The organism is Actinospineispora spinosispora DSM 44797 (assembly GCF_000429025.1).
GTDB lineage: Bacteria > Actinomycetota > Actinomycetes > Mycobacteriales > Pseudonocardiaceae > Pseudonocardia > Pseudonocardia spinosispora.
In genome coordinates this window covers 42211-68671 of the sequence record NZ_AUBB01000035.1, presented here as the reverse complement: position 1 = coordinate 68671, position 26461 = coordinate 42211, and the positions used below count along the sequence as shown (strand labels likewise).

23 protein-coding genes and 1 pseudogene are annotated in these 26461 nt (G+C 69.9%); 19 read left to right on the top strand and 5 right to left on the bottom strand.

All coding sequences use genetic code 11. The annotated features are described in order from the left end of the window. Positions 1–338: 338 nt before the first annotated feature. The 3 genes from G406_RS0117375 to G406_RS55745 all read right to left on the bottom strand — a co-directional run bounded on the left by G406_RS0117375 (position 339) and on the right by G406_RS55745 (position 4014). A complete protein-coding gene (locus tag G406_RS0117375) occupies positions 339–1196 on the bottom strand; it encodes an HAD family hydrolase (protein WP_037077150.1) in 858 nt (285 codons plus the stop codon). A 555-nt stretch (positions 1197–1751) separates the two neighbouring features. Continuing rightward, positions 1752–3095, bottom strand: coding sequence for a DUF5667 domain-containing protein (locus G406_RS0117370; protein ID WP_028934818.1), 1344 nt, complete (start codon positions 3093–3095; stop codon positions 1752–1754). Between the two features lie 169 nt (positions 3096–3264). Further along, the gene (locus G406_RS55745; protein WP_156934958.1) at positions 3265–4014 is read right to left on the bottom strand and encodes a sigma-70 family RNA polymerase sigma factor; all 750 of its coding nucleotides are present in this window, start codon (positions 4012–4014) and stop codon (positions 3265–3267) included. A 687-nt stretch (positions 4015–4701) separates the two neighbouring features. On the opposite strand from G406_RS55745, the gene G406_RS0117360 reads away from it, so the two are divergent. The 18 genes from G406_RS0117360 (at position 4702) to G406_RS58890 (ending at position 24276) form a co-directional block, all read left to right on the top strand. Further along, positions 4702–6297 carry an AMP-binding protein gene (locus tag G406_RS0117360; protein WP_051342242.1) on the top strand — a complete coding sequence of 532 codons (1596 nt, stop codon included), beginning with the start codon at positions 4702–4704 and terminating at the stop codon, positions 6295–6297. Further along, the gene (locus tag G406_RS0117355) at positions 6294–6542 is read left to right on the top strand and encodes a glutaredoxin family protein (protein ID WP_028934816.1); all 249 of its coding nucleotides are present in this window, start codon (positions 6294–6296) and stop codon (positions 6540–6542) included. Before G406_RS0117360 ends, G406_RS0117355 begins: the two co-directional genes overlap by 4 nt. Positions 6543–6993: 451 nt before the next feature. Continuing rightward, complete coding sequence (locus tag G406_RS0117350) at positions 6994–8601, top strand: molybdopterin-dependent oxidoreductase (protein ID WP_037077129.1); 1608 nt, start codon at positions 6994–6996, stop codon at positions 8599–8601. Positions 8602–8819: 218 nt separating this feature from the next. Next, positions 8820–9503, top strand: a complete 684-nt coding sequence (locus tag G406_RS0117345; RefSeq protein ID WP_245607143.1) for a fasciclin domain-containing protein — start codon at positions 8820–8822, stop codon at positions 9501–9503. Between the two features lie 329 nt (positions 9504–9832). Further along, on the top strand, positions 9833–10546 hold the full coding sequence (locus G406_RS47560; RefSeq protein ID WP_084216147.1) for a redox-sensing transcriptional repressor Rex: 714 nt from the start codon (positions 9833–9835) through the stop codon (positions 10544–10546). Further along, positions 10543–11904, top strand: a complete 1362-nt coding sequence (locus G406_RS0117335) for a glutamyl-tRNA reductase (RefSeq protein WP_037077127.1) — start codon at positions 10543–10545, stop codon at positions 11902–11904. Before G406_RS47560 ends, G406_RS0117335 begins: the two co-directional genes overlap by 4 nt. Before the next feature lie 76 nt (positions 11905–11980). Then, a complete protein-coding gene (gene hemC, locus G406_RS0117330; protein WP_051342251.1) occupies positions 11981–12886 on the top strand; it encodes a hydroxymethylbilane synthase in 906 nt (301 codons plus the stop codon). After that, on the top strand, positions 12883–14421 hold the full coding sequence (locus G406_RS0117325) for a bifunctional uroporphyrinogen-III C-methyltransferase/uroporphyrinogen-III synthase (RefSeq protein WP_028934811.1): 1539 nt from the start codon (positions 12883–12885) through the stop codon (positions 14419–14421). Before hemC ends, G406_RS0117325 begins: the two co-directional genes overlap by 4 nt. A 147-nt stretch (positions 14422–14568) precedes the next feature. Next, positions 14569–15543: a porphobilinogen synthase gene (gene hemB / locus G406_RS0117320; protein ID WP_028934810.1), complete on the top strand. Its 975-nt coding sequence runs from the start codon at positions 14569–14571 to the stop codon at positions 15541–15543. A gap of 117 nt (positions 15544–15660) precedes the next feature. Continuing rightward, on the top strand, positions 15661–16065 hold the full coding sequence (locus G406_RS0117315) for a hypothetical protein (RefSeq protein WP_156934957.1): 405 nt from the start codon (positions 15661–15663) through the stop codon (positions 16063–16065). Positions 16066–16108: 43 nt separating this feature from the next. Next, entirely contained in the window at positions 16109–16660 is a 552-nt protein-coding gene (locus G406_RS0117310) for a hypothetical protein (RefSeq protein WP_028934808.1), read from the top strand. A 55-nt stretch (positions 16661–16715) separates the two neighbouring features. Next, positions 16716–18032 carry a glutamate-1-semialdehyde 2,1-aminomutase gene (gene hemL / locus G406_RS0117305; RefSeq protein ID WP_084216141.1) on the top strand — a complete coding sequence of 439 codons (1317 nt, stop codon included), beginning with the start codon at positions 16716–16718 and terminating at the stop codon, positions 18030–18032. After that, complete coding sequence (locus G406_RS0117300) at positions 18029–18658, top strand: histidine phosphatase family protein (RefSeq protein WP_028934806.1); 630 nt, start codon at positions 18029–18031, stop codon at positions 18656–18658. The genes hemL and G406_RS0117300 overlap by 4 nt, the downstream gene beginning before the upstream one ends. Next, on the top strand, positions 18655–19239 hold the full coding sequence (locus G406_RS0117295; protein WP_028934805.1) for a TlpA family protein disulfide reductase: 585 nt from the start codon (positions 18655–18657) through the stop codon (positions 19237–19239). Before G406_RS0117300 ends, G406_RS0117295 begins: the two co-directional genes overlap by 4 nt. Positions 19240–19411: 172 nt before the next feature. Then, complete coding sequence (locus G406_RS0117290) at positions 19412–20188, top strand: cytochrome c biogenesis CcdA family protein (RefSeq protein WP_028934804.1); 777 nt, start codon at positions 19412–19414, stop codon at positions 20186–20188. Continuing rightward, a complete protein-coding gene (gene resB / locus G406_RS0117285; protein ID WP_028934803.1) occupies positions 20188–21816 on the top strand; it encodes a cytochrome c biogenesis protein ResB in 1629 nt (542 codons plus the stop codon). The genes G406_RS0117290 and resB overlap by 1 nt, the downstream gene beginning before the upstream one ends. An 18-nt stretch (positions 21817–21834) precedes the next feature. Next, positions 21835–22797, top strand: a complete 963-nt coding sequence (gene ccsB, locus G406_RS0117280; protein WP_028934802.1) for a c-type cytochrome biogenesis protein CcsB — start codon at positions 21835–21837, stop codon at positions 22795–22797. A 99-nt stretch (positions 22798–22896) separates the two neighbouring features. Continuing rightward, positions 22897–24276 carry a MinD/ParA family ATP-binding protein gene (locus G406_RS58890; protein WP_245607142.1) on the top strand — a complete coding sequence of 460 codons (1380 nt, stop codon included), beginning with the start codon at positions 22897–22899 and terminating at the stop codon, positions 24274–24276. A 700-nt stretch (positions 24277–24976) separates the two neighbouring features. Here G406_RS58890 and G406_RS0117270 read toward each other — a convergent pair. Then, positions 24977–25177, bottom strand: a complete 201-nt coding sequence (locus G406_RS0117270; protein ID WP_028934801.1) for a hypothetical protein — start codon at positions 25175–25177, stop codon at positions 24977–24979. 32 nt (positions 25178–25209) lie between these two features. Here G406_RS0117270 and G406_RS59545 point away from each other — a divergent pair. Beyond that, positions 25210–25515: pseudogene (locus tag G406_RS59545) on the top strand (DUF4229 domain-containing protein); the annotation flags it as partial. A gap of 57 nt (positions 25516–25572) precedes the next feature. On the opposite strand, the gene G406_RS0117260 reads toward G406_RS59545, so the two are convergent. Continuing rightward, positions 25573–26451 carry a 1,4-dihydroxy-2-naphthoate polyprenyltransferase gene (locus G406_RS0117260; RefSeq protein WP_028934799.1) on the bottom strand — a complete coding sequence of 293 codons (879 nt, stop codon included), beginning with the start codon at positions 26449–26451 and terminating at the stop codon, positions 25573–25575. Positions 26452–26461: the final 10 nt, after the last annotated feature.

Sequence of the window (26461 nt, the reverse complement as noted above, 5' to 3'; positions counted from 1 at the left end):
ACGGCGCTTCTCCCTCGGTCGGCCGGTGAGGGAGCCGCGATCCAGGAGCTACTCCGGTGGTGCTGGCAGCCAACCGCGACCTCCGCCGGTACGCGGAGCCGGATCGGCTCGACATCGCCCGGGAACCCGCCGGACGCGGAGAAACCACACGAGCTTCGGGCACGGTCCCCACTACTGCCTCGGCGCGGCGCTGGCGCGTCGGACGGCGGAGGCGGCCCCGCGTGCCTTGTTCGTCCGGTTCCCCGGTCCGCGGTCGGCGGCGCCGGAAGCGGAGCTGGAGTGGCAGCCGGTGCGCGGCACCCGCAGGCTCCCGTGGCCGCCGGTGCGGCTGGTCTGGCTCAGGCGCGGCGCCGGTAGGCGAGGCCGGCGGCGACGGCTCCCGCCACCGCCCCGGCACCGAGGACCGAGGGAACGCCGATCTTGGCGGCCTTGCGTCCGGTGCGGAAGTCGCGGATTTCCCAGCCGCGCTGGCGGGCGATGTCACGCAGCTCGGAGTCGGGGTTGACCGCGACGGCCGTACCGACGACGGACAGCATCGGCACGTCGTTGACCGAGTCCGAGTAGGCCGAGCAGCGCCGCAGGTTGAGCCCTTCGCGGGCGGCGAGCGACCGCACCGCGTGTGCCTTGGCCGGGCCGTGCAGCACCTCGCCGACCAGGCGTCCGGTGTAGAGACCGTTCTCGCTCTCCGCGACCGTGCCCAGCGCGCCGGTGAGCCCGAGCCTGCGTGCGATGATCAGCGCCAGCTCGACCGGGGTAGCGGTCACCAGCCACACCCGCTGCCCCGCGTCGAGGTGCATGTTGGCCAGCGCCTTGGTGCCCGGCCAGATCCGGTCCACCATCAGCTCGTCGTAGATCTCCTCGCCGAGCTCGACGATCTCGGACACCGAACGCCCCGCGACGAAGGACAGCGCGCTCTCCCTGCTGTTGCGCATGCCTTCCGGGGTCTCCCGGCCGCCGAGCCGGAACTTCACCTGCTGCCAGGCGAACCCGGCGAGCATCGAGGAGTCGAAGAACTTCCGGGACGCCAGCCCTCGGGCGAAGTGGAAGATCGACGCGCCCATCATCATGGTGTTGTCGACGTCGAAGAAGGCGGCGGCGGTGAGATCGAGTGGAACCACCGCGCCGCTGGTGTCACGGACTTCCAGGGTCGGGTCCAGGTTCGCCACGGCGGCAGCGGCGGCGGCTTCGCCGGCGATCTGCGCCGAGCTGGCGTGCGAGTGCTCGTCCTGTGCGGTTGCCGCGCGCGCGGACTCACGGCTGTCGGTGTCTTCGGTGTCCGGGCCTTCGGTGCCCGGTTGGCCTACGTCAGCGGGTCCAGAGCCAGGTGGGACAGCCACCCAACGCCTCCGATCAGCGGGGTGCGTGTGTACCCACTAAGCCTACTGGTTTTGCTTGGCCTGTTTCGCGCGGAGTTTTTCCGTGACCACCCCCTCGGCTTCGCCGTCGGGGGTACTCCCGGAAAAACAAACCTCGTTCCTCGGTTGGGCGCGCGCTTGTTGTCGCCCTGGGAGCCGCCGTCCGGGTTGGGAGCCTGGTTGCGGACATTCACTGCCCGGCCTTCGCCGGAACTCCTTCGGAGACTCGCGGAGCCGGCTTAGCCGTTGTTGCGCGAGTCGCTGGATTCTGCCGGGCGAGTCGCTGGGTGTTGTCGGGCGAGTCGCTGGATTGTGCAGCGTGAGTCGCTGGATTTTGTTGCGCTGTGGTGCCGGAGCCCCCTGCGGTTACCAGCAGGGGGCTCCGCCCACGGAAGGTCAGCCGTCGGTCTTGCCGGACAGGCCGGAGGACAGCGGCTGGAACAGGATCGGCAGCAGCGGAATCGGCAGGTTGAGCGCCGGCTTCTCCTTGGGCAGCACGTCGCCGCCCTTGGTCTGCTGCTTCTCCGGAAGCGAGACGCCGTCCTTGCCGGTCAGGTTGCCGATACCGGGCAGCTTCGGCGTGTCGTCCGAGTCGTCCTTCGACTTCTCCGACTTGCTCGACTTCTCGGAGCTGGACGAATCCAACGAGTCCGAGTCGCTGGACGGCTCGCTCGACGAGCTCGACTTGTCCGACGAGTCGGAGGAGGGCAGCTTGACGGTCGAACCGCCGAGACTCTCCTTCGACGTGCAGGCACCCTTCGCGGGAACCGGGCCCAGCTGGTCGGTACCCGAGGTGACCTTGTCGCAGCCCTGACGGTTACGCAGCTGCTGAGCCCTGGTCCGGACGTCCTCGAGCAGACGCATCGAGTGGTCCGCGTCGGGCTGAGCACTCGCCGGCATGGTCGAGCGCATCTGGGACAGCTTCTGCTGCTGCGACTGCGACCAGTTGGCCAGCGCACCGAGCTCGGCGCTGTTGCTGGTACCGGAACCGGCCAGCCACATGCGCGAACCGGACTCGGTCTGCTCGTTGAAGCCCTTCAGCGCCTGACTGATGTCGGCAGCCTTGTTGGGGCTGTCGGCGCTGGAGTTGAGCTTCTGGACCTCGCCGATCCGGGTGGCCGCGTAGTCGAGCTGACGCTGCGCCTTGTTGCCCTGACCAGGGGTGAGGCCGACCATCGCGGACTCGGAGGCCTGCTTCACGCCGTACAGGCTGTCGCCGGGCAGCGCGTTCTGGCTGAACATCGCGCCACCACCGGTGACCGCGAGCACCATGAGCGCGGCTGCCGCGCTGATCCCGAGCAGGCCCCTGCGGTGCGGGTTCAGGCCGGGGGAGGTGTTCGCCTTCCGACTGCTGAACCGGTGCTTGCCGCGTGCGCGTCCGATCGAGACGACGTTGCTCTGCGTCTCTTCGGTGGTCTCGTCGCTCGTCTCGGCGATGACCGGTATCGGATTGTCCACCAGGGTCGGCGCGCCGGCATCCGGCGCGGTGGTGGCCGCGGTATGCGCGGAATCCGTTCGGCCGTCGGCCGGAGCCATCATGGTCGCGGCTGCCGCCATGACCTTGGCGCGCATCCGAGCCGACGCATCGGCACTCGGTGCCAGCGCCGCGCGACTCTCCCGGAGGAGCGCCACCAACTCCAGCTCTTGGCGGAGCTCGTCGTCACCCGGCGGCATGGACCCCAACCCACGCTCCACCGCGGCGGCGAACCGCTCACGCTCCCGGCCTTCACCCGTGGACATGTCTCCCGTCCTCACTGCATCACCGTGCTTCCCCGACCCTGATCTACACAACGAGTCAGCGGACGGACGGTTACGGGGGTGACGCCGTTCATCATATCGAGTGAGGGGAGCGCAAAATCCGCGTGAGATGTAACGCTGCGCGCTAGCCCCCGGGTGGGGGACACCGCGTTCATCGGAGGCCTTCGGGGAGTAGTTGGGCGAGCCTGCGGACGGCTCGGTGCTGGAGTGCCTTGACGGCGCCTTCGTTGCGTCCCATGAGGCGCGCGGTCTCGGCGACCGACAGGCCCTGCAGGAAGCGCAACGCGATGCATTCCTTCTGGTCGGAGTTCAACTTGGCAACACAGCGGAGGAGCTCCTCGTGTGTCGCCCCGTCCAGAACCTGCTGTTCCGGGCCGGTCGTTGACGGCGAAAGATCCGCAATCTCCGAGGTGGTCTGCTCGAGGCGGTACCTGCTCGACTTCACGTGGTCGAGCACCAGGTTGCGGGCGATGGTGACGAACCAGGCGCCGATGTCACGGCCCTGGTAGCTCACCGACTGGATGCGCCGCAGTGCACGCAGGAAGGTCTCGGCGGTCAGGTCCTCGGCCAGCTGACGATCGCTGACCCGGAACAGAACGTAACGAAACACCATTTCGTGGTAGCGGTCGTACAGCTGCCCGAAAGCCTGCTGGTCGCCCGCCTGGGTGGCGCGAACCAGGTCCCACCCCGCGAGCCCGTTGCTCTCCGTGCCCGAAGTGTCTTCCGGCTCGTCGAGCGACTCCGGTGACGGAAGTGGCTGCTGAGGCTGAGGGGGCTGGGGAGCCTGAGGGGAGCGTTGCTCGACTCGGGGTTCGGCGACCCTCGGTGCGTCCGGCCGCGCCGTCTCCGGCGGTCGCTGCCGGGCGGGACCGGAGGACTGCTGCGGTGCGTGCTCGGGCAACGGTGGTGCCGGGACCTCGTCCGGCCGAGGGCGCGGGAGGACCGGTACGTAGTCGGAACGTCGACCGGCGGGCTGTTCGCCGCGCTGATCGATCCGTTGTGTCGCCGGGTCCGCCTGCCTGGCTGAGATGTGACCAGTGGCTCCTGGGTCCGAGCGTTGCTCGGAGCGCAGGAGTCTCGTTGGTCTAAACGGCCGGGTCACGATTCCCGACGGGGGTAGCTCGTCGCGACCCGTCTCGAGGGTCCTCGCGACGGGACCGGCTCGGTGCCGGTGACGTTCAGCATGTGGCGCTCCCTCGGGATCGACGGTGCCAGGTCGACCGAACCCCCGCCTGCCCAGTCGGCCGTGAAAAAGGAGCATAGAGCCGAAGCCCGGGAACCTTTCACCGCATCCCCGCGTTCCTGAATTTCAGCCGGTGAACGGCCCATAGCGGGCGGTCGACGTTGAGTTTGCAACGTTCAGCGGTTTGTGGGCGTGTCGATCGACCGACGAACGGGTGCTCTAGTCCGATGAGCGGACGCACCCCCGTTCAATGGCGGCAATCGTTCCGCCTTTCGGGTGCCACTCATCGTGTTGTCGGGGTTTCTGGGGCGCTTGGTGTTACTGCGTCCGTAGTGATCAACAGGTGTGAACCGGTGTGTGGTGGGTGTGCGGTGAGCGGCACGAGGGACATGCCAGACTGCGGCCGTGACCAGCCAGCCCAGCCACAGCGATGCCGCCGGACCGGGTGCGTTCACGAGTCCCTTCACCGGGAACGTGGCAGATCTTGTGGCGGCCGCATCGGCCAGCAGCCCTGACCATCCCGCTCTGCTCGAACCCGCCGTCGGCTTAGAGCTGACCTGGTCGGCTCTGCACGCCGCGACCGAGGCCGAAGCGGTGCGGCTGCGTGCGGCCGGGGTCCGGCCCGGCGACCGGGTGGTCGTCCGGCTCGGCCACGGCGCCGGCTACTGCGTCGCATTGCTCGGTGCGTTGCGTGCCGGTGCGATCGCGGTGCCCGTCGGGACGCACTCCCCGGAGCGCGAGCTCGCCGTGATCATCGGCGACTCCTCGCCGACGGTCGTGGTCGCCGAGGAGTCCGACGCGGTCCTGGGCGCGGTGCCCGCGACCCGGCTGCCCGCACCGGACCTCACCGTGGTCCCGGCGTCGGTCGACGCAGGTCCGTCCGAGCGTGGCGGCGAGGACATCGCGGTGCTCGGCTACACGTCCGGGACCACCGGGGTACCGCGCGGCGTGCGCCTGTCGCATCGGGCGCTGCTGGCGAACCGCGCCCAGACCGCGCTGCTGCGGCCCGTTCCGGTCAGCCCCGCCGACCGCGTACTGCTGCAGCTGCCGCTGTTCCACATCTACGGCCTCGGCGCGGGCCTGCTGCAGGTCTGCTGGGCGGGTGCCACCGGTGTGCTGGTGGAACGCCTGGACCCGGAGGCGCTGCTGGACGTCGTCGCGTCCCGGCGGGTGACCGTGCTCGCGGGCGTGCCGATGACCTACCGCGCCCTGCTGGGGGTGCCCGCCACGCGCCTGCGAGACGGACTGGTCTCGGTCCGGCTGTGCGTCGCCGGCGGCGCCCCGCTGGCTCCCGCGCTGCCGAAGGACTTCGCCGACGCGACCGGCCTGCAGCTGCACGACGGCTACGGCCTCACCGAGACCGGCCCGGTGCTGACCAGCACCCTCGTCGGCGGTCTGGTCAAGCCCGGTTCGGTCGGCAGGCCGCTGCCCGGCGGCGACGAGGTCCCCGGCGTCGAGCTGCGGTTGGTCGACGCCGACGGCTCCTCCTCGTCGGATGCCGAGCCCGATCCGGACGACGAGTCCTTCGATGACGGCGAGCCGGACACCGGCCTGGTCGCGGTCCGGGGCCCGAACCTGTTCTCCGGCTACTGGCCGGACGGCGAGGGCGGCCCCGACGCCGACGGCTGGTTCCGCACCTCCGACGTCGGCTTCATCGACGCCGACGGCGACCTGCACCTGGTGGACAGGGCGTCGGACCTGATCATCGTGAACGGCTTCAACGTGTACCCGCACGAGGTGGAGCAGGTTCTGGCCGAGATCCCCTCGATCGTCGAGGTGGCGGTGGTCGGCATCCCCGACCCGCGCACCGGCGAGGCGATCAAGGCGGTGATCGTGGCTGCCCCCGGCGCTGAACTGACCGCCGACGAGATCGGCGAGTACTGCGTGTCCCGCCTGGCGAGGTTCAAGCACCCCTCGGTGATCGAGTTCAGGGACCGGCTGCCGCACTCGGCGACCGGCAAGATCGCGCGCATGGAACTGCGGGCGGAGCAACGCACATGACGACACCGGTTGTCCTCATGACGCGCCAGAACTGCTCGCTGTGCGACAAGGCGTCCGAGGCGGTCGCCCGAATCTGCGGCGAGCTGGGCGTCGCCTGGTCGAGCACGGACATAGACACGGACCCCGAACTGAGGGCCGAGTACGGCGACCGTGTCCCCGTGATCCTGATAGACGGCAAGGAACACGGCTACTTCGAGGTGGAAGAACCCCGCTTCAGAGCCGCCCTGGCCCGCCGCCCCCGGTAGCCCTACCGCGACCCTCGCAGACCCTGACGTTGCGTCGCAGACACTGCAGCATCTGCGACGCAACACGAACCTCTGCGAGGTGTGACGTTTGAGGCGGGTGGGTCGCTTCGCGGGCCGCGAAAGCTCCGCCGGGGCCGCGAAGGCTCCGCAGACTCCCCCGTTCCCCGCGATCCTGGCCTGCACTTGGCGTGGTCGGGCGGGGTCAACCCTGAAACCTCGCCCCCGAACGCGTGCAACCAGGAACGAGCGCGAGGCCGGCGAAGCCGGGGGTTGAGGCCGCCCGACCACGCCAAGACACTGAATGGCCAGCGGGGACAGCACCCCACCCCGCGCAATCCCCGACTCGCGCCGCGAGATCTAGCGACTCGCGGGGGGAGGGGTCCTTACCGATCGCTGACGGCGGTGAGCCGGGAAACCAAGCCGTGACCCGCCGGTGGTACGAACCAGTGTTATGAGCACAGCGACCACCGAGGCCCCGGGCCGGTCCACCCCCGAGGAACCCCGCATCCCCGCGGGCCAGGCAGCCGGGATCTCGGTACTGGCCTTCGCGGCGGCGGTAGGTGTGGGCCACCTGGTGGCCGGAGTGGTCTCCCCGCTGTCCTCGCCGTACCAGGCGGTCGCCGACACGGTCGTACGAATCGCCCCCGCGCCACTGGTCGAGTTCGGCAAGTCGCTGGCGTTCCCGGGGCTGCCCCAGGGCAAGGCGGACAAGGTCGGCCTGCTGCTGGGCGTGGGTGTGGCCCTGGTGCTCGTCGCGGTCATCGCCGGCCTCGCGTCGAGGCGGACGGCGAGACCAGGACGCATGACGGTCGGAGCCCTGGGCCTGGTCGGGCTGGCCGCCGTTGTGTTCTCCCCGGTCTTCACCCTGCCGGACGTCGTGGCGCCGCTCGCCTCGGTCGGCGCCGGGCTGTGGAGCTTCCGCTGGCTGCACGAGAAGGCCTACGCGAGGGCCCTCGGCCCGAACACCTTCATCGAGGACCTGGATGGGGTGAGCAGGCGCGACATGCTCATCTCCTCGGCGGCCGTTGGAGTGGGAGCGGCGGGCGCGGGCATCGGCGGTTACCTGCTCGGCGCCGGCGTGGACATCACCGGGTCGCAGACCGAGCTCGCGCCGCTGCTCAGGCCAACCCAACCTGCGCCGCCGATCCCCGAAGGCGCGGACTTCGTGGCGGACGGAACGCCCACCTTCCTCACCGCGAACCAGGAGTTCTACCGGATCGACACCGCACTGAGGCTTCCCGCGGTCGCGGCGCGGAGCTGGTCGATGCGCATCCACGGCATGGTCGACCGCGAGCTCACCATCACCTACGCCGACCTGCTCCGCAGGCCGCTGGTCGAACGTGTCGTCACCCTGGCCTGCGTGTCGAACGAGGTCGGCGGCAGCCTCATCTCCACCGCGCGGTTCATCGGCGTCGACCTGCGGGACCTGTTGGTCGAGGCGGGTGTCCAGCCGGGAGCGCAGCAGCTCTACAGCACGAGCCTCGACGGCTGGACGGCCGGAACGCCCGTCGACGTCGTGATGGAGCCGGACCGGGGTTCGATGCTGGCCCTGGGCATGAACGGCGACCCGTTGCCGCTCGAACACGGCTATCCCGTCCGGATGGTGGTGCCGGGGCTGTACGGGTTCGTCTCGGCGACCAAGTGGCTGGCCGACCTGGAACTCACGACGTTCCAGGCGAGGTCGCCGTACTGGCTGGACCGGGGCTGGGCACGGTTCGCGCCGATCAAGACCGAGTCGCGCATCGACAAGCCGCGCGGGTTCGAGTCGGTGCCCGCCGGGCAGGTCACCGTCGCGGGGATCGCCTGGGCACAGCACCGGGGAGTGTCGAAGGTCGAGGTGCGCGTCGACGGCGGCCCATGGCAGCAGGCTCAGCTGGCCACCGAGGTCAACCGGGACAGCTGGCGTATGTGGCGGGCCGAGCTGACCGTGCCGCCCGGTGACCATCTCGTCGAGTCCCGCGCCACCGACGGCACCGGCGCGGTGCAGACCGCGTTGCGCGCCGACCCGGTGCCCGACGGCGCCAGCGGATGGCCGATCATCAGCTTCAGCGCGGCCTGACCCTCTCCCGTTCGGGGGGCTTTTCGCGGGTCTGTATATCCCCACGGCGTGGGAGACCAGGACCAGCGCTAACCTGACCGCCATCTCGGTCCGTGTTCACAATGTGACGCAGGGTGAATGCGCGACCGAGGCGCCGTACCCGTGCCGCGGCGGCCTGACAGTCGAGGTTCCGGCCGTCCAGTCCGGACCCAACCGGACGTTCAAGGAGGAACAGACCTGTGAGGAAGAACCAGCGCCTCTCCCGAGTCGCCGCTGCCGCAATGATGGCCGCGCTGGCCGTCTCGGTGGCGGCATGTGGCAGCGACACCCCGCAAGCCACGCCGCCCAGTAGCTCGGCGGCCGCTCCCTCGCCGTCGTCGGAGGCCTCGGCCGCCGGCATCACCACCCCGAAGCAGGCGTTCGGCCCGGCATGCCAGCAGCTGCCGCAGGGCGGCGTCCCCGGGTCCGCGCTCAAGATGGCCGGTCAGCCGGTCGCCGCGGCAGCAGCCACGAACCCGCTGCTCAAGACCCTGACCACGGCCGTGCAGAAGGCCGGTATCGCGGACACGCTGAACTCCGCCAAGGCCGCGACCGTGTTCGCGCCCTACGACGACGCGTTCACCGACCTGCAGCAGCGCATCGGTCCGGACCGCTTCAACGCGCTGCTCGCCGACAAGAACGCACTCGGCGACATCCTGAAGTACCACGTCGTGGTCAAGCGCTACGACCGCGCCGGCCTGGCCGCCGCCGGAACCGTCACGACGCTGCAGGGCGGAAACCTGACGATCACCGACGCCGGCGACACGATGAACATCAAGGACAACGCCAACCAGACGGCCCACGTCCTGTGCGGCAACCTGCCCACGGCCAACGCCACGGTCTTCGTCATCGACCGCGTCATGATGCCGAAGGACGACCAGTAGTTCCCCCGCCGTGAGTGGCAAGGGGCCCTACCCCGAAGGGGCGCCGAAGGCGTAGCAACCATGGGCACTCACGACCGCTTTTTGGTCGTGAGTGCCCATGGTTGCTATAGGACCCCTTGCCACTCACGAGCAGTAAACCCAGCCACAACGCCCTCTACCAGACCGGCTACCAAGATCGCTACTTTGTGCCTGCGTTCACAAGCGGCTACCGTGACTGCTCACGCCATTCACCAGGCGGAGAGTTCAGCAGGGATCGAGGAGTAGCCAGCGTGACGTTGCATCCGCAGGCCGATCCGTCGAGTACGGGACAGGCCCGCGAGGCAGTCGAGATGAAGACCAAGCTCGACCGGGTCATCCCCGACGCGACGGTCGCCCGCCTCGCTGTTTACCTGCGGGTACTCGGTGACATGGCTACCACCGGCAGCGAGACCGTGTCCAGTGAGGATCTCGCGGTCGCGGCCGGCGTCAACTCGGCGAAGCTGCGCAAGGACCTGTCCTACATCGGGTCCAACGGCACCCGGGGCGTCGGCTACGAGGTCCGCAGGCTGGTTCACCAGATCGAGTACACCCTCGGGCTGACCCATCGCCATGCCGTCGCGCTCGTCGGTGTGGGTAACCTTGGTCACGCGCTCGCCGGCTATCCGGGCTTCTCCACCCGGGGCTTTCCGCTGTGCGCGCTCTTCGATGTGGACCCTGACCTGGTCGGAATCCACATCAACGGCATCCTCGTCGAGCACATCGACCGCATCCGGGACGTGTGCTCCCAGCACGGCGTCACCATCGGTGTGATCGCCACCCCAGGGGCTTCCGCGCAAAAAGTGTGCGATCAGCTGGTTGCATCAGGGGTGCGGTCGATACTGAACTTCGCCCCGGTCGTCCTGCAGGTGCCCGACGAGGTCGAGGTACGCAAGGTGGACCTTGCGGTGGAGATGCAGATTTTGTCCTTCCACGTGGCCCGCCGGCACGGGGAGAACGAAGGACCTGACAGTGCTGTCCATGGTGCCGGCGTGCTGAACGGACATACGGCGGTGGTACCGCGATGAGCGTGCTTGTGGTCGGGTTGTCGCATCGGAGCGCCCCGGTCGAGGTTCTCGAGCGTGCATCCGTGTCCAGTGAGGACACACCCAAACTTCTCGACGAGCTGACCCGCACCGGCGGTGTCGGAGAGGCAGTGCTGCTCTCCACCTGCAACCGGGTCGAGGTCTACGCCGTGGTGGAGACCTTCCACGGCGGGCTGGCCGACGTGTCCGGCGTGCTGGCCAGGCACGCCGGGCTCGACGTCAGCGAGCTGAGCTCCTACCTCTACGTGCACTACGCGGCGTCGGCCGTGGAGCACCTGTTCGCGGTGGCCGCCGGGCTCGACTCGATGGTCATCGGCGAGGCCCAGATCCTGGGTCAGCTGCGGACCGCCTACAGCGTGGCGACCGAGGTCGGCACGGCCGGCCGGGTCATGCACGAGCTGGCGCAGCAGGCGCTGCGGGTCGGTAAGCGTTCGCACTCAGAGACCGACATCGACGCCGCCGGTGCGTCGGTCGTGTCCGAGGCGCTCGCCGACGCGGACACCGTGCTGGGCGGCCTGACCGGGCGCCGCGCGCTCGTCGTCGGCGCCGGCTCGATGGGGGCGCTGGCCGCCGCGCATCTGCGCCGCGCCGGGATCGGCTCGTTGGTGGTCGCCAACCGGACGCCCGAGCGTGCCGCGCGCCTCGCCGCCGCGCAGACCGAGGAGGGGCTCCCGTCCCGCTCGGTCGGCCTCGACGAGATCGGCGGCGAGCTCGCGCTCGCCGACGTGCTCGTGACCTGCACCGGAGCTGTCGGCACGGTGCTCACCACCGCTGTCGTGGCACACGCGTCAGGGCACCGGGACCGACCGCTGGTGATCTGCGACCTGGGGCTGCCCCGCGACGTCGAGGCCTCCGTCGGTGAGCTGCCCGGCGTCACGGTGATCGACCTGGTCAGCCTCAACGAGCGGCTGGCCGACCGGACCGAGGGTGGCACCGTGCGCGCCGCCCGGCAGATCGTCACCGACGAGGTGGCGCACTACCTGTCCGCGCAACGCTCCGCCGAGGTCACCCCCACGGTGACGGCGCTGCGTCGCCGCGCGGCCGAGGTCGTCGACGCCGAGCTGCTGCGCATGTCCGGCCGGTTACCCGACATCGAGCCCGAGGTGCGCGACGAGCTGGCGCGCACCGTCCGCCGCGTGGTCGACAAGCTGCTGCACACCCCGACCGTGCGGGTCAAGCAGCTCGCCGAGGCGCCGGGCGGCGACACGTACGCCGAGGCGCTGCGTGAGCTGTTCGAGCTCGACCCGCAGGCGCCGGCCGCGGTGACCGCCACCCGCAGCGACACCGAGCGGGTCGACGGCATCGCGCTCGACCAGATCCCCCAGGACGGACTCAGATGACGGATCGCTTGTGAGTAGCTCCAAGCACATCCGGATCGGCACCAGGGGGAGCGATCTGGCGTTGGCGCAGGCGGGCATGGTGGCCGATGCGTTACGGGCCACCGGGTGCGCCGCCGAGCTGGTCGAGGTCAGCACCGTCGGCGACGAGTCGATGACGCCGGTCGCCGAGCTGGGCGTCGGTGTCTTCGTCAGCGCGCTGCGTGATGCGCTGATCCGCCGCGAGGTCGACGTCGCGGTCCACTCCTACAAGGACCTGCCGACCGCGCCCGACCCCCGGCTCACGATCGCCGCCGTGCCCCAGCGGCAGGATCCGCGCGACGCACTGGTCGCCCGGGACGGCTTCGTCCTGGGCGAGCTGCCGCCCGGGTCCACCGTCGGTACCGGCTCGCCCCGGCGTGCCGCACAGCTCAACGCGCTCGGTCTGGGGCTCGAAATCCTGGGTCTGCGGGGCAACGTCGGCACCCGCATCGGCAAGGTCCGAAGCGGTGAATTGGACGCGGTGGTGGTCGCTAGGGCAGGCTTAGCGCGCTTGGGCATGCTTGCCGAAGCGACCGAGGTGCTCGATCCGTTGCAAATGTTGCCCGCGCCCGCCCAAGGCGCGCTGGCACTGGAATGCCTGGCCGACGACCTGGACACCGAGCACCTGCTCGCTGTCCTGGACGACCCGGTCAGCCGGATGGCCGTCACCGCTGAGCGCGCCGTACTGGCCGCGCTCGAGGCCGGCTGCTCCGCGCCCGTCGGGGCACTCGCCGATGTCGTCGAGGACCTGGACGACGAGGGCCGCATCGTGGAGAGCATTTCGCTGCGAGCCGTCGCGGCGACCGTCGACGGCGCGTTAGTGCGTGCCTCGATCACTGGCAAGACAACTGAAGCTGAATCGCTGGGGCACGCCCTGGCTGCCGAATTGCTCGACCTGGGTGCCGGTTCGCTAGCCGCGACCGGTGACCCCGCGCACCGTTGGATCGGGAGTTCCGAAAGATGAGCCGAACACACACCACCACCAGCCGGATCGCCTTCGTGGGCAGCGGCCCCGGAGACCCCGGCCTGCTCACGGTCAGGGCCAGGGAGATCATCACGGCCGCGCCGCTGATCATCACCGACCCGGACGTCCCGGAGGAGGTGCTCGCCCTGGTCGCCGAGGGCGCCGAGGTCCGTCCGGCCGTCGGTGACCCCGGTCAGGTGGCGAAGGACCTGATCACCGAGGCGACCGCCGGCCGCGCCGTCGTCCGCCTGGTCTCCGGCGACCCGCTGACCGCCGACGCCGTCGTCGCCGAGGCACTCGAGGTGGCGAAGGGCCCGGTGCCGTTCGACGTGGTGCCCGGCGTTCCGGCGAGCACCGCCGTGCCGGCCTACGCCGGTGTGCCGCTCGGCTCGGCGCACACCGTCGCCGACGTCCGCACCGGTGCCGACTGGTCCCGGCTCGCGGGCGGGCCCGACCCGCTCGTGCTGCACGCGAGCGCCGCGCACCTGTCCGAGGTCACGACCGGTCTCACCGAGCAGGGCGTGTCCGGGCAGACCCCGGTCGCGGTGACCACCGAGGGCACCGGCTCCAACCAGCGCACCGTGATCAGCTCGGTCGCCACGCTCGTCGCCGACGCGGGTGGCCTGCCCGGGTCGCTGCTGCTGACCATCGGCGAGACCGTCGGCCAGCGTGAGGCGCTGTCCTGGTGGGAGTCGCGCGCGCTGTACGGCTGGCGCGTGCTCGTCCCGCGTACGAAGGACCAGGCGGGCGCGATGAGCGACCGGCTGCGCGTGCACGGCGCGATCCCGGAGGAGGTGCCGACGATCGCCGTCGAGCCGCCCCGTTCGCCCGCGCAGATGGAGCGCGCGGTCAAGGGCCTCGTCGACGGCCGCTACCAGTGGGTCGTGTTCACCTCGGTCAACGCCGTGCGCGCGGTCTGGGAGAAGTTCGCCGAGTTCGGCCTCGACGCCCGTGCGTTCTCCGGTGTGAAGATCGCCTGTGTCGGTACCGCGACCGCCGAGAAGGTGCGCAGCTTCGGCATCAACCCCGAGCTGGTGCCGGACATCGACGAGAGCGAGATGTCGTCGGAGGGACTGCTGGAGATCTTCCCGCCGCACGACGACATCCTCGACCCGGTGGACCGCGTCCTGCTCCCGCGCGCCGACATCGCGACGGAGACCCTCGCCGCCGGCCTGCGTGACCGTGGCTGGGAGATCGACGACGTCACCGCGTACCGGACCGTGCGTGCGGCCCCGCCGCCCGCGCCGATCCGTGAGGCCATCAAGACCGGTGGCTTCGAGGCGGTCTGCTTCACCTCGTCGTCGACCGTGCGCAACCTGGTCGGTATCGCCGGGAAGCCGCACGCCCGCACGCTCGTCGCCTGCATCGGCCCGAAGACCGCCGAGACGGCCCGCGAGTTCGGTCTGCGGGTGGACGTCCAGCCGGAGGCCGCCCAGGTCGGCAGCCTGGTGGACGCGCTGGCCTCGCACGCCGCCCGCCTGCGCGCCGAGGGTGCACTGCCCCCGCCCCGCAAGGCGAAGGCCCGCCGCCGCTGAATCCCCTGTGAGTGGGAAGTGGTCCTATAGCGCCACTCGGCACTCACGACGAAGAGCATGTCGTGAGTGCCGAGTGGCGCTACGCCTTCGGCGCCCCTTCGGGGTAGAACCACTTCCCACTCACAGTGGGGTCGTAGGCTCGGTGGCATGTTTCCGACGCAACGTCCCCGCCGGCTGCGGGCGACCCCCGCGATGCGGCGGCTGGTCGCCGAGACCGAGGTCCGGCCGCGCAACCTGATCCTGCCGATGTTCGTGCTGGAAGGCGTCAGCGAGCCGGTGCCGATCCAGGCGATGCCGGGTGTCGTACAGCACAGCCGTGAATCACTGCGCAAGGCCGCCGCCGAAGCGGTCGCCGCCGGTGTCGGTGGGCTGATGCTGTTCGGCGTCCCGACGGAGAAGGACGCGACCGGCTCCGGTGGAGTCGATCCGGACGGAATCCTCAACGTCGCGCTCGCCGACGTGCGGTCCGAGGTCGGCGACTCGATCGTGATCATGTCCGATCTGTGTCTCGACGAGTTCACCGATCACGGGCACTGCGGCGTCCTCGACGACAGCGGCGCCGTCGACAACGACGCGACGCTGGCGATCTACGCCGAGATGGGCGTCGCCCAGGCCCGCGCCGGTGCTCACGTCGTCGGGCCGAGCGGCATGATGGACGGCCAGGTCGGCGTGATCCGCGAGGCGCTGGACGCGGCGGGGTACACCGACACCGCGATCCTCGCCTACACCGCGAAGTACACCTCGGCGTTCTACGGCCCGTTCCGCGAGGCCGTGCAGTCCTCGCTGACCGGGGACCGCAAGACCTACCAGCAGGACCACGCGAACTCCCGCGAGGCGCTGCGCGAGCTGGCGCTGGACCTCGAGGAGGGCGCCGACATGGTCATGGTCAAGCCGGCCATGGCGTACCTGGACATCCTGCGCACCATCGCCGACCACGCGGACGTCCCGGTGTCGGCGTACCAGATCTCCGGCGAGTACTCGATGATCGAGGCGGCGGCGGCGAACGGCTGGATCGACAGGGACCGAGCGGTGATGGAGACCCTGACGAGTATCCGCAGGGCAGGCGCGGACCAGATCCTGACCTACTACGCAACAGAAGCAGCCACCTGGCTCCAATCCTGACCCCGTATCGGCACGAATGTGGCTTTAGGGACGTTCAACGTCCCTAAAGCCACATTCGTGCCACAGGGCGGGCCGGGCGAGGTGACTGTGGGGAGCGGAGGCGTTACCGTGCGTGCTGTGAAGGGTGACACGGCTGGTTCAGTGCCCGAGACGGTGCGCTACTCGTTCGCGGTGTTCGTCGCGGCGGCGGTGCTGTCGCTGCTGAACGCCGTGTACCAGCTGAGCAACGGCCTCAGCGGCGCGCTCGTTCTGGTCGGCGCGGGCATCGAGGCGTCGTTGTTCCTCGTGCTCGGCAGCCAAATGCGGATCGGGAAGCTCTGGGCCCGGATGGCGCTGATGGCGTTCGCGTGGGTGTTCGTCGCGCTCGGTGTGCTGTTCGTCGTGGGCCTGTTCACCGGGCCCACCGGTCCCATCGGTGGGCAGGAGCTGGTGGCCGCGATCGGCTACCTGGCGAAGATCGTGCTGATCGTCATCGGGACGGTGCTGATGTACCGATCGGAAAGCTACGGCTACTTCCGCTGAGGCTGACGCCGATCTTCAACGATGAGCCGCTAGGGTGCGAGGCGTGACCACACCGTCCGATCCTCGTCAGCCGGAGACCACCGACGCACCCGCCGAGGAAGTCCCGACGCTGAACGTCTACGGCGAGAACCGCACCCAGACCGTGGCGCGCGACGTGCCCAACCTGAACAAGCGGCCCCCGGAGATGTGGGCGGGCGCGGTGTTCCTGACCCTCGCCGCGCTGCCCCTGCTGATCCTCGGCGGCGGGCTCGCCGTGCTGCCCGGTGAGTTCGGCACGAACCTGCGGGACAAGCTCAACTCCTCGGGCACGGCGATCAGCGCGGACACCCTGGTCCTGGTCTTTCGGGTCGGCGGCGTGGTCCTGCTGTTGGTCGGTCTGTTGCTGATCTGGCTCGCCTGGACCGCGGTGAAGCCGAAGCGTCGCGCGCGCATCGGCGCGACCGTGCTGGCCGCCGTCGTCGTGGTGGGGCTCGCCATCGTCATGATCGTGACCGCGCTGGACCCGGTGAGCATCGGCGTGTTGCTGCTGGCCGTGGCCGGTGTCGTGCTGCTCTTCCTGCCCCGTTCCGAAGAGTTCATGTACACGGCGCGCTGAGGGCCCTCGGCCGGATTCCACGCGGAATGCGAGACTGCACGTCGTGAGTTCCGCGATGACATCGACATCGGTCCCCGCCACCCCGACCCGTTCGGCGCAGCTGTTCCAGCGGGCCTTACAGGTCACTCCGGGCGGCGTGAACTCGCCGGTTCGGGCGTTCCAGGCGGTCGGGGGCACGCCCCGCTTCATGACGTCCGGCCAGGGGCCATGGCTGACCGACGCGGACGGCGCGCGCTACGTCGACCTGGTGTGCTCCTGGGGCCCGATGATCCTCGGCCACGCACACCCCGCGGTTGTCGACGCGGTGCGGGCGGCGGCGCCGCACGGACTGTCCTTCGGGGCGCCGACCGAGGGCGAGATCGAGCTGGCCGAGGAGATCATCGCCAGGGTCGAGCCGGTCGAGCAGGTGCGGCTGGTCAACTCCGGCACCGAGGCGACGATGAGCGCCATCCGCCTGGCCAGGGGCGTCACCGGCCGACAGGTGGTGGTCAAGTTCGCCGGCTGCTACCACGGCCACGTCGATGCGCTGCTCGCCCAGGCGGGCTCCGGCGTCGCCACGTTCGGACTGCCCACCAGCCCCGGCGTGACGGGCGCGTCCGCCGCGGACACGGTTGTGCTGCCCTACAACGACCTGGACGCGGTCGCCGCGGTGTTCGCCGAGCGCGGCCAGGAGATCGCCTGCGTGATCACCGAGGCGGCGGCGGGCAACATGGGCGCGGTCGCCCCGCTGACCGACTTCAACGCCGGACTGCGCGCGCTAGCCCACGCGCACGGCGCGCTGCTGGTGATCGACGAGGTGATGACCGGCTTCCGCGTGTCCCGCTCCGGCTGGTACGGCCTCGAAGGCGTGCCCGGTGACCTGTACACGTTCGGCAAGGTGATGTCCGGTGGCCTGCCGGCCGCCGCGTTCGGCGGCAGCGCCGAGATCATGTCCCACCTCGCGCCCGCCGGCCCGGTCTACCAGGCCGGAACCCTGTCCGGGAACCCGATCGCGGTCGCCGCTGGCCTCGCGACGCTGCGTGCGGCCGACGACGCCGTGTACGCCGCGCTGGACGCCAACGCGACGCGGCTGGGCGGTCTGATGGGCGACGCGCTGAACGCGGCCGGTGTGGCACATCAGGTCCAGTACGCGGGCAACATGCTCTCGGTGTTCTTCTCGGAGACCCCGGTCACCGACTTCGCCGGTGCGTCCGCCGCCCAGACCTGGCGGTTCCCGGCGTTCTTCCAGACGCTGCTGAACGGAGGCGTCTACGGACCGCCGAGCGCGTTCGAGGCGTGGTTCGTGTCGGCGGCGATGGACGACGAGGCGTTCGGGGTGATCGAGGCGGCGTTGCCCTCGGCCGCCCGTGCCGCCGCGGAGGCGGTCAAGTGAGCCTGACGACCGTGCACCTGCTCCGGCACGGCGAGGTGCACAACCCGGAGAAGGTCCTGTACGGCCGGCTGCCCGGCTACCGGCTGTCCGAGCGTGGCGAGTGGCAGGCCAAGACCGTGGCGACGGCGCTGGCCGACCAGGACGTCACGGTCCTGCTGGCTTCGCCGCTGCAGCGTGCCCAGCAGACCGCCGGGCCGATCGCCGAGTCGCACCGCCTGGAGATCCTGACCGAGCCGAACCTGATCGAGGCGGCGAACGTCTTCGAGGGCAAGCGCATCGCGGTCGGCGACGGTGCACTGCGCCACCCCGCCGCCTGGCCGAAGCTGATCAACCCGTTCAGGCCGTCCTGGGGCGAGCCGTACACCGAGATCGCGACCAGGATGCGTGCGGCGATCACCCGCGCCCGTGAGCTGGCGGCCGGCCACACCGCCGTGTGCGTGTCGCACCAGCTGCCGATCTGGACGGTGCGCCGCAGCCTGGAGGGCAAGAAGATGTGGCACGACCCCCGGCAGCGCCAATGCGGGCTGGCGTCGCTGACCACACTCCTGTTCGAACAGGACCGCCTGGTCGGCGTCCGCTACCAGGAACCGGCCGGCTCCAGCGACCCCACGGTGACCGGCGCATGAGACGTGCCCTGCTCGTCCTGTTGACGGTGCTGCTCGCGGCGGGCTGCAGCACCGGCAACGAGAAGGCCGACCTCGGCGGCGACTTCCAGTTCGTCTCGCCGAACGGCAAGGACGTCATCAACTACGAGCCGCCCGAGGGCCGGGGCACGCTCCGTCGGCTCTCCGGCGACAGCCTCCTCGAGCCGGGCAAGCAGATCGGTATCCAGGACTACCCCGGCAAGGTCGTGGTGCTGAACATCTGGGGCTCGTGGTGCGGCCCGTGCCGCGCCGAGGTCGACGACCTGGAGCAGGTGCAGAAGAGCACCGGAGCCCAGGGCGTTCAGATACTCGGCATCAACATCCGCGACAACCAGCAGGCGGCGACGGACTTCATCCACGACCACAAGCTGACCTTCCCGTCGATCTACGATCCGCCCGGCCGCAGCCTGAGCGGGATGATCGGTTTCCCGCGCAACGTCGTGCCGTCGACGATCGTGCTCGACCGGCAGCACCGGGTCGCGGTCATCTACCTGAGGGCGGTCCGCGTCGGCGAACTGGTCCCCGCGGTCCAGAAACTGGCAGCCGAACCCCCGACCGACTGACCAGCACCGCGAAGTCGGCTGGGGCGCTCCCTGGCGGCTTTGCACATCTACGTGCTGCGTCGCACATGTCCGGACATATGCGACGCAGCACGAACACGTGCAAAGTGCCCTCGACAGGTCGCCGGTGACCCGGGGGAATGGCCTCAGGCGGCGCTGCATACCCTGGCAGTCGATGGACGCCACCACGACCCTCACCATCTCGGGACCGCTGCTACTCGCGGTCGGGGTGGCGGTCGCGGCGGGGGCGGTCAGTTTCGCCTCGCCGTGTGTCGTGCCGCTGGTGCCCGGTTATCTCGCCTACCTCGCCGGACTCGTCGGAGCCGATGCGCCGCCGGTCACCGAGCTCGAGGCCAGCCAGCAGCGCAGCGGGCGGTGGCGGGTCGCGGGTGCCGCGGCGTTGTTCGTCGCGGGGTTCACCGTCGTGTTCGGCGCGATCATGGTCGGTGTCGTCCAGCTGGCCGACGCGCTGACCAACAATCAGGAGCTCATCCAGCGGATCGGCGGCGTCGTCACGATCGTCATGGGGCTGGCCTTCGTCGGGCTCGTGCCCATGCTGTCCCGGGAGAAGCGCGTCCATCTGGTCCCCAGGGCGGGGCTGTGGGGCGCTCCGCTGCTGGGTGCGGTGTTCGGGCTCGGCTGGGTGCCGTGCATCGGGCCGACGCTCGCCGGGGTGGTCGCGGTCGCGGCGGGCACCGGTGGGGAGTCGCTGCGCGGTGTGGTGCTCACGCTCGCCTACTGCGCGGGGCTCGGGTTGCCGTTCGTGCTGATCGCGGTGGGTGCCTCCCGTGCGGTGCGGGCGCTGGGCTGGCTGCGCCGTCACGTGCGCGCCGTCCAGGTGACCGGGGGAGCGCTGCTCGTCGTGGTCGGAGTGCTGTTGCTGACCGGCGTGTGGGGCATACTCGTCGCCCAGCTGCAGACGTCCCTCGCCGGCTTCACCCCGCCGATCTGATGAGCATCTCGACCCCGCCGAAGGCGCCCGACACGGACTCACCCGGCCGCGAGCCACGGCTCGGCTGGACCTGGCTGGCGTTCCTGCGCAACACCTGGCGCGGGCTGACCAGCATGCGCACGGCGCTCATCCTGTTGTTCCTGCTCGCGCTGGCCTCGATGCCGGGCGCCCTGCTGCCGCAGCACCCGATCAACGAGGCGAAGGTCGCCGAGTACCTCGAGCAGCATCCGACCATCGGGCCGCCGCTGGAAAAGCTGGGTTTCTTCGACGTCTTCGCCAGCCCCTGGTTCGCAGCGATCTACCTGCTGCTGTTCGTCTCGCTCATCGGCTGCCTGACCCCACGCAGCATCGAGTACGCGAAGGCCTGCCGCGCACGGCCCGTCGTCACGCCGCGCAACCTGGCGCGGCTGCCGCACCACGGGATCGGCACGCTGGACGCCACACCCGACGAGGCGCTCACGACGGTCACCGGGAAGCTGCGCGGCTGGCGCAGTGAGGTCACCGCGACCGACAGCGGATACACGGTGTCGGCGGAGAAAGGCTACCTGCGCGAGGCGGGCAACCTGATCTTCCACATGTCGCTGCTGGGGCTGCTGGTCGGGCTGGCGCTCGGGAAGCTGTTCGGCTACGAGGGCAACGTCATCGTCATGGCGAACGGTGACCAGTTCTGCAACACCGGCATCCTCAACTACGACACGTTCCGCGCCGGCGCCTGGGTGGATGGCACCCAGCTCACTCCGTTCTGCATCAAGGTCGATGACTTCCACGCCACCTACCTGCCGAACGGCCAGCCCTCGCACTACCGCGCCGACATCGGCTACCAGGCGGGTGCCGACCTCGACGCCGGTTCTGCCGGGCCGTGGCACCCGTACCCGCTGGAGGTGAACTCGCCGCTGCGGATCGCCGGCGACCGGGTCTACCAGCTCGGTAACGGCTACGCGCCGCGGTTCACCGTGACCTGGCCGGACGGCACCTCGCGGACCCAGGCCATCCAGTGGAAGCCGATGGACCCCTCGACGATGCTGTCCGAGGGCGCCACGAAGTTCGACCGGCCGGGGCTGCCCGACGAGGCGGCGCGGCGGCGCAACCAGATCGCGGTCACCGGGCTGCTGGCGCCCACCTCGTCCGGCGGGACACTGATCACCTCGGTCTATCCGTCGCTGGAGAACCCCGAGGTCGCGGTCGACATCTACCGGGGCGACCTGGGGCTCGACGACGGTCGAGGACAGTCGATCTTCGAGATCGACCAGCGCCAGGTCGAGTCGGGTGCGTTGAAGAAGGTCGTCAGGATGAACCTGATGATCGGTCAGCGCGCGACGCTGGACGACGGCACCACGGTCCGGTTCGACGGCGTCGGGCAGTGGACGAACCTGCAGATCTCGCACGACCCGGCCCAGGAGTTCGTGCTGGTGTTCGCGGTACTGATCCTGATCGGTCTGGCGGGCTCGCTGAGCATCAAACGCCGCCGGTTCTGGGTCCGCATCAGCCCGGCTGACCAGGCCGACCAGCCGGGACGTACCGTGGTGGAGATCGGCGGGTTGGCACGCACCGACCAGGCCGGTTACGGCGAGGAGTTCGACCGGCTGCGCGCGGAACTGCTGCCGGCCGTTTCGGACGAGAACAGATAGCCGGGAGGCTCACCCCCGATGCCGGTCAACGAGACACTGGCGACCTACAGCGACTACGCATTCCATTCCGCGGTCGCGATCTACCTGCTGGCGATGGTCCTGCACCTCGGCGAGTACGCCAGGACCAGGGTCATGGTGGCGGTCCGGACCGCGCGGGTGCCGGTCTCGGTGCCCGCGGGCGCCGACGACACCGCCTCGCCCGAGCCGCCCGCCGAGACGGAGCGGCCCGAGGGCCGGCCGTGGCCGGAGCGCTTCGGTCGGATGGGTGTCGCGCTCACCGTGCTGGGTGCGCTGCTGCACGTCGTCTCGATCGTGCTGCGCGGTGTCTCGGCCGATCGCTGGCCGTGGGGCAACATGTACGAGTTCATCTCGGCGATCTGCCTGATGGCCGTCGTGGGCTGGCTCGTGATGCTGCGCAAGACGCCGTCGCTGCGGCCGGTCGGCATCTGGGTGCTACTGCCCGTCGAGATCCTGCTGTTCCTCGCGGGAACCTCGCTGTACGTGCGCGCAGCTCCGGTGATGCCCGCGCTGCAGTCGTACTGGCTGGTCATCCACGTCACCGCGATCAGCATCTCGTCCGGTCTGCTGATCGTGTCCGGTGTGGCGAGCATGCTGTTCCTGGTTCGCCGCTACGGTACGGACGGCCGGTTCACCAGCGTGCTGCCCACCGCGGACGCCCTGGACCGCATCGCCTACCGCATCTGCGTCTTCTCGTTCCCGCTGTACACGTTCGCCATCATGTGCGGCGCGATCTGGGCCGAGGCGGCCTGGGGACGCTACTGGGGCTGGGACCCGAAGGAGACGGTCGCCTTCGTGGTCTGGGTCGTCTACGCCTGCTACCTGCACGCCCGTTCGACTGCGGGATGGCGGACCGGCTGGGCCGCCTGGATCAATGTGCTGGGCTTCGCGGCCGTGTTGTTCAATCTTTTCTTCGTCAACTTGGTGACGACCGGTCTACACTCCTACGCTGGTCTCGGCTAACGCACAGTACCCACTTGATGACACTCGCATAACAGAGCACTCCGTACTACGGTCCCGGGGGTGCGGTTGCGCATGTGACATGTGGTGCGAAGGAGAACGGTGGACCAGGGGCAGCGGGAGTACCCACCCGGCACGGTGGGCTACCTGGCCAAGGGGCGCGGATGGGAAACCACCCCATCGACCTCGAACGGTACGGACCACGACGACGCGGAACGCTTAGCGGACGCCGACGAGCCCTTCGACCAGGACACGGCGGAGCCGGTCGACGGTCATCCCGAGCCGAACACCGAGCGCCTGCCGACGTCCGCCGACCCCGCGACGAACGGTCACGCCACCGTGCCCGAGCAGGCCGGCGGCCGCGCGGAGCCCTCGAGCCCCGATCTGGAGGACGAGCTCGACCGGGAGCTCGACGAACCGGAGACGCAACCCCAACCGGTCGCCGAGCGTCGGCCGGCGCCGTCGAGCTGGCCGGAGCATCGCCCGCCGGCACGCTGGGTCGAGCCGGGCGCCGTCGCCGCGGAGGAGGCGCAGCGCGCCAGGGTCGACGGCGGTCTGAACGGGCACCCCGAGGAACTGTCCTCGGCGCGGCTGCTGCAGCACATCAAGATGCCACCCCGCAGCGGCTGGCGGCACCTGCTGTTCGTGCTGTCCCGGGGGCTGATCAACCTCGGCCAGGGCCAGAGCGACCAGCAGAAACAGGAGCTGACGCTGCGGGTCAACCAGCCGCTCTACGGCTGCCACCGGATCGCCATGCTGAGCCTCAAGGGCGGCGTGGGCAAGACGACGGTGACCGCGACCCTGGGGGCCACGTTCGCGTCGCTGCGCGGCGACCGGGTCATCGCCGTCGACGCGAACCCGGACCGGGGGACGCTGAGCCAGAAGATCCCGCTCGAAACGACCGCGACGGTGCGGCACCTGCTGCGCGACGCGCAGCGCATCCGCCGCTACACCGACGTCCGCGCGTACACCTCGCAGGGGCCGTCGCGGCTGGAGGTCCTGGCGTCCGAGCAGGACCCGGCGGTGTCCGAGGCGTTCAGCGAGGAGGAGTACCGGCGGACCGTCGCACTGCTGGAGCACTTCTACAACATCGTGCTGACCGACTGCGGCACCGGACTGATGCACTCGGCGATGTACGGGGTGCTCGGACTGGCCGACTCGCTGGTCATCGTGTCGTCCGGATCGATCGACGGGGCCCGCAGCGCGTCGGCGACCATGGACTGGCTCGACGCTCACGGCCACGGCGAGCTGGTCGCCAACTCCGTTGCGGTGATCAACTCGGTTCGGCGTGGGTCAGGGCATGTGGACCTGAACCGGGTCGCCGAGCACTTCGCCGCCCGGTGCCGGGCCGTGGTCCGGATTCCGTACGACTCGCACCTCGAAGAGGGCGCCGAGCTGGACCTGGACCGGGTGTCGCCGGCTACCCGGGTGGCCCTGCTGGAGCTGGCCGCCGCTGTGGCGGACGCGTTCAAGGAGGAATGAGCGCTCTTTCCGGTTGCGGGGTACTGGGGTGTCCCCGCTGGCCATCCAGTGTCTTGGCGTGGTCGGGCGGTATCAACCCCCGGCTGACGCCGGCCTCGCGCTGGTTCCTGGTTGCGCGGGCTCGGGGGCGAGGTTTCAGGGTTGACACCGCCCGACCACGCCAAGTGCGGGCCAGGATCGCGGGGACGGGGGAAGTCTGCGGCGCCAAGTGCGGTCACGGCTGCGCCGCGCCCATGGGGTGCAGTGGGCGCTTTGGGTGATCACCGCAGGGTGCGCGGTGTCGCCCGTTGCATGATCACCACGGCCTCATGGCTGATCTCACGAGGAAAATCAGCCACCACACCGTGGTGATCATGCAAACACGACGGGACCACGCCACCCACCCAGCTGGCTCCGCAAGTCTCCCCGCAGGGGGTTCAGTGCGAAGCACTGCAATAAACGCACCAGGCGAAGCAGAACGCAACCAGACAAGCGCGCGCTCGGCCGACGAAGTCGGCTTGTTTTTCTGGGAGTACCCCCGACGGCGAAGCCGAGGGGGTGGTCACAGAAAAACTCCGCGCGGAACAGGCCCAAAGAACGAGCCCGCCGGCTCCCCCCTTCAGAGCCGGCGGGCTTCGCCGTATCAGTAAGGGAAGAGTAAGCCGGGTTCGCCGAAGTGAGCCCGGAGTTAAGGAAAGCTTGAGCTAGCCGGTTCTGGCGGTCAGCGGCGGCGGGGCGGGTCTTCGCCTTCGCGGCGCAGCTTCTCGCCGAGCTGGCGCAGGAACTCCGGGTCGTCGTCCGGCGCTGCCGTCGGACGGGCCGAGGTGGACCGGTTCGCCGGATCGGACGGCTGCCGCGCGAGTAGTTTCCAGAGCAGGACACCGACGAGCGCAGCGGCGGCCAGGGCGATGAGGAACAGCATGACGACCACCTCCTGATACGAGGCTAACTCACGTGAGGTACGTCCGTGGTGAGGTGGTCGGTCAGGTTCACACCTCAGAGTCACGTTTCCGTACTCTTGTTGACGTGACGCCCGAGCTCCCACCGCAGACATCCACCCCTCGGCCGAGCACCGGCGTGGCGATCGTCCGGTACGGCGCGGCGCGGGCCGCGCTGGTCGCGGTGATCGCCGCCGTGCTCACCTGGGTGGGTGTGCCGCTGCTCGTCGCGATCCTGATCGGGCTCGTTGTCGCGCTGCCGTTGTCGCTGTTGCTGTTCAGCTCGCTTCGCAAGGATCTGGACAACGCGTTGGCCGTCTCCGGCGCGCGGCGCCGTGAGCAGAAGGAGCGGCTGCGCGCGCAGCTTCGCGGTGAGTCCCTAGAGGGCGCTGAGGCCGAGGCCGATGGCGGTGAGCAGCGACCAGAGCAGCATCAGCATGCCGGACTTGCCGAGGATCGCGATGAGGTCGCGTCCACTGACACCGCCGAGCACCGTTCGCACCAGTGAGACGGCCAGCGGTGCCGCGAGCAGCCCGATCAGCAGCCACGGCGCGAGGATCCCGCCGATGATGCTGAGCACGAACGGCACGGTCACCAGCGCCGCGTAGAGCTTGCGGGTGCCCGCGTCGCCCAGCCGGACGGCCAGGGTGCGCTTGCCCGCTTCGACGTCGGTGTCGATGTCGCGCAGGTTGTTGGTGACGAGCACCGAGCAGGACAGCAGTCCGACGCCGATCGCGCCGAGCACCGCGAGCAGGTTCGGTGTTCCGCTCTGTACGTACGTGGTGCCGAGGACCGCGACCGGGCCGAAGAACAGGAACACCGCGACCTCGCCGAACCCGAGGTAGCCGTAGGGCTTGCTGCCTCCGGTGTAGAACCAGGCGGCGAGCACGCACACCACGCCGACGGCGAGCAGCCACCAGTGCTGGGTGGTGAGGACGAGGACCAGCCCGGCGACCAGACCGAGGCCGAGCCAGCCGAACGCGGCGGCGCGGACCGAGGCGGCGGGTGCCACACCCGAGCCGACGAGACGCAGTGGGCCGACGCGGTTGTCGTCGGTGCCCCGGGTGCCGTCGGAGTAGTCGTTGGCGTAGTTGACGCCGATGATCATGGCGATCGAGACCAGCAGCGCGAGTACCGCCTGTACCGGTCGTAACTGGCCCGCGTTGAGAGCAGCGCCGGTGCCGACCAGCACCGGAGCGATCGCATTGGGGAGGGTTCGGGGACGGGCGCCTTGCACCCACTGCGCGACTGTCGCCACCTACTCACGG

Excerpts from the sequence above, each read along its gene's own strand:
- G406_RS0117295 (WP_028934805.1), top strand. The coding sequence starts at position 18,655 with ATGAGACGTGCCCTGCTCGTCCTGTTGACGGTGCTGCTCGCGGCGGGC.
- resB (WP_028934803.1), top strand. The coding sequence starts at position 20,188 with ATGAGCATCTCGACCCCGCCGAAGGCGCCCGACACGGACTCACCCGGC.
- hemB (WP_028934810.1), top strand. The coding sequence starts at position 14,569 with ATGTTTCCGACGCAACGTCCCCGCCGGCTGCGGGCGACCCCCGCGATG.
- hemL (WP_084216141.1), top strand. The coding sequence starts at position 16,716 with ATGACATCGACATCGGTCCCCGCCACCCCGACCCGTTCGGCGCAGCTG.
- G406_RS0117370 (WP_028934818.1), bottom strand. The coding sequence starts at position 3,095 with ATGTCCACGGGTGAAGGCCGGGAGCGTGAGCGGTTCGCCGCCGCGGTG.
- G406_RS0117350 (WP_037077129.1), top strand. The coding sequence starts at position 6,994 with ATGAGCACAGCGACCACCGAGGCCCCGGGCCGGTCCACCCCCGAGGAA.
- G406_RS0117290 (WP_028934804.1), top strand. The coding sequence starts at position 19,412 with ATGGACGCCACCACGACCCTCACCATCTCGGGACCGCTGCTACTCGCG.
- G406_RS0117335 (WP_037077127.1), top strand. The coding sequence starts at position 10,543 with ATGAGCGTGCTTGTGGTCGGGTTGTCGCATCGGAGCGCCCCGGTCGAG.
- G406_RS0117325 (WP_028934811.1), top strand. The coding sequence starts at position 12,883 with ATGAGCCGAACACACACCACCACCAGCCGGATCGCCTTCGTGGGCAGC.
- G406_RS47560 (WP_084216147.1), top strand. The coding sequence starts at position 9,833 with ATGAAGACCAAGCTCGACCGGGTCATCCCCGACGCGACGGTCGCCCGC.
- G406_RS0117270 (WP_028934801.1), bottom strand. The coding sequence starts at position 25,177 with ATGCTGTTCCTCATCGCCCTGGCCGCCGCTGCGCTCGTCGGTGTCCTG.
- G406_RS0117355 (WP_028934816.1), top strand. The coding sequence starts at position 6,294 with ATGACGACACCGGTTGTCCTCATGACGCGCCAGAACTGCTCGCTGTGC.
- hemC (WP_051342251.1), top strand. The coding sequence starts at position 11,981 with ATGGTGGCCGATGCGTTACGGGCCACCGGGTGCGCCGCCGAGCTGGTC.
- ccsB (WP_028934802.1), top strand. The coding sequence starts at position 21,835 with ATGCCGGTCAACGAGACACTGGCGACCTACAGCGACTACGCATTCCAT.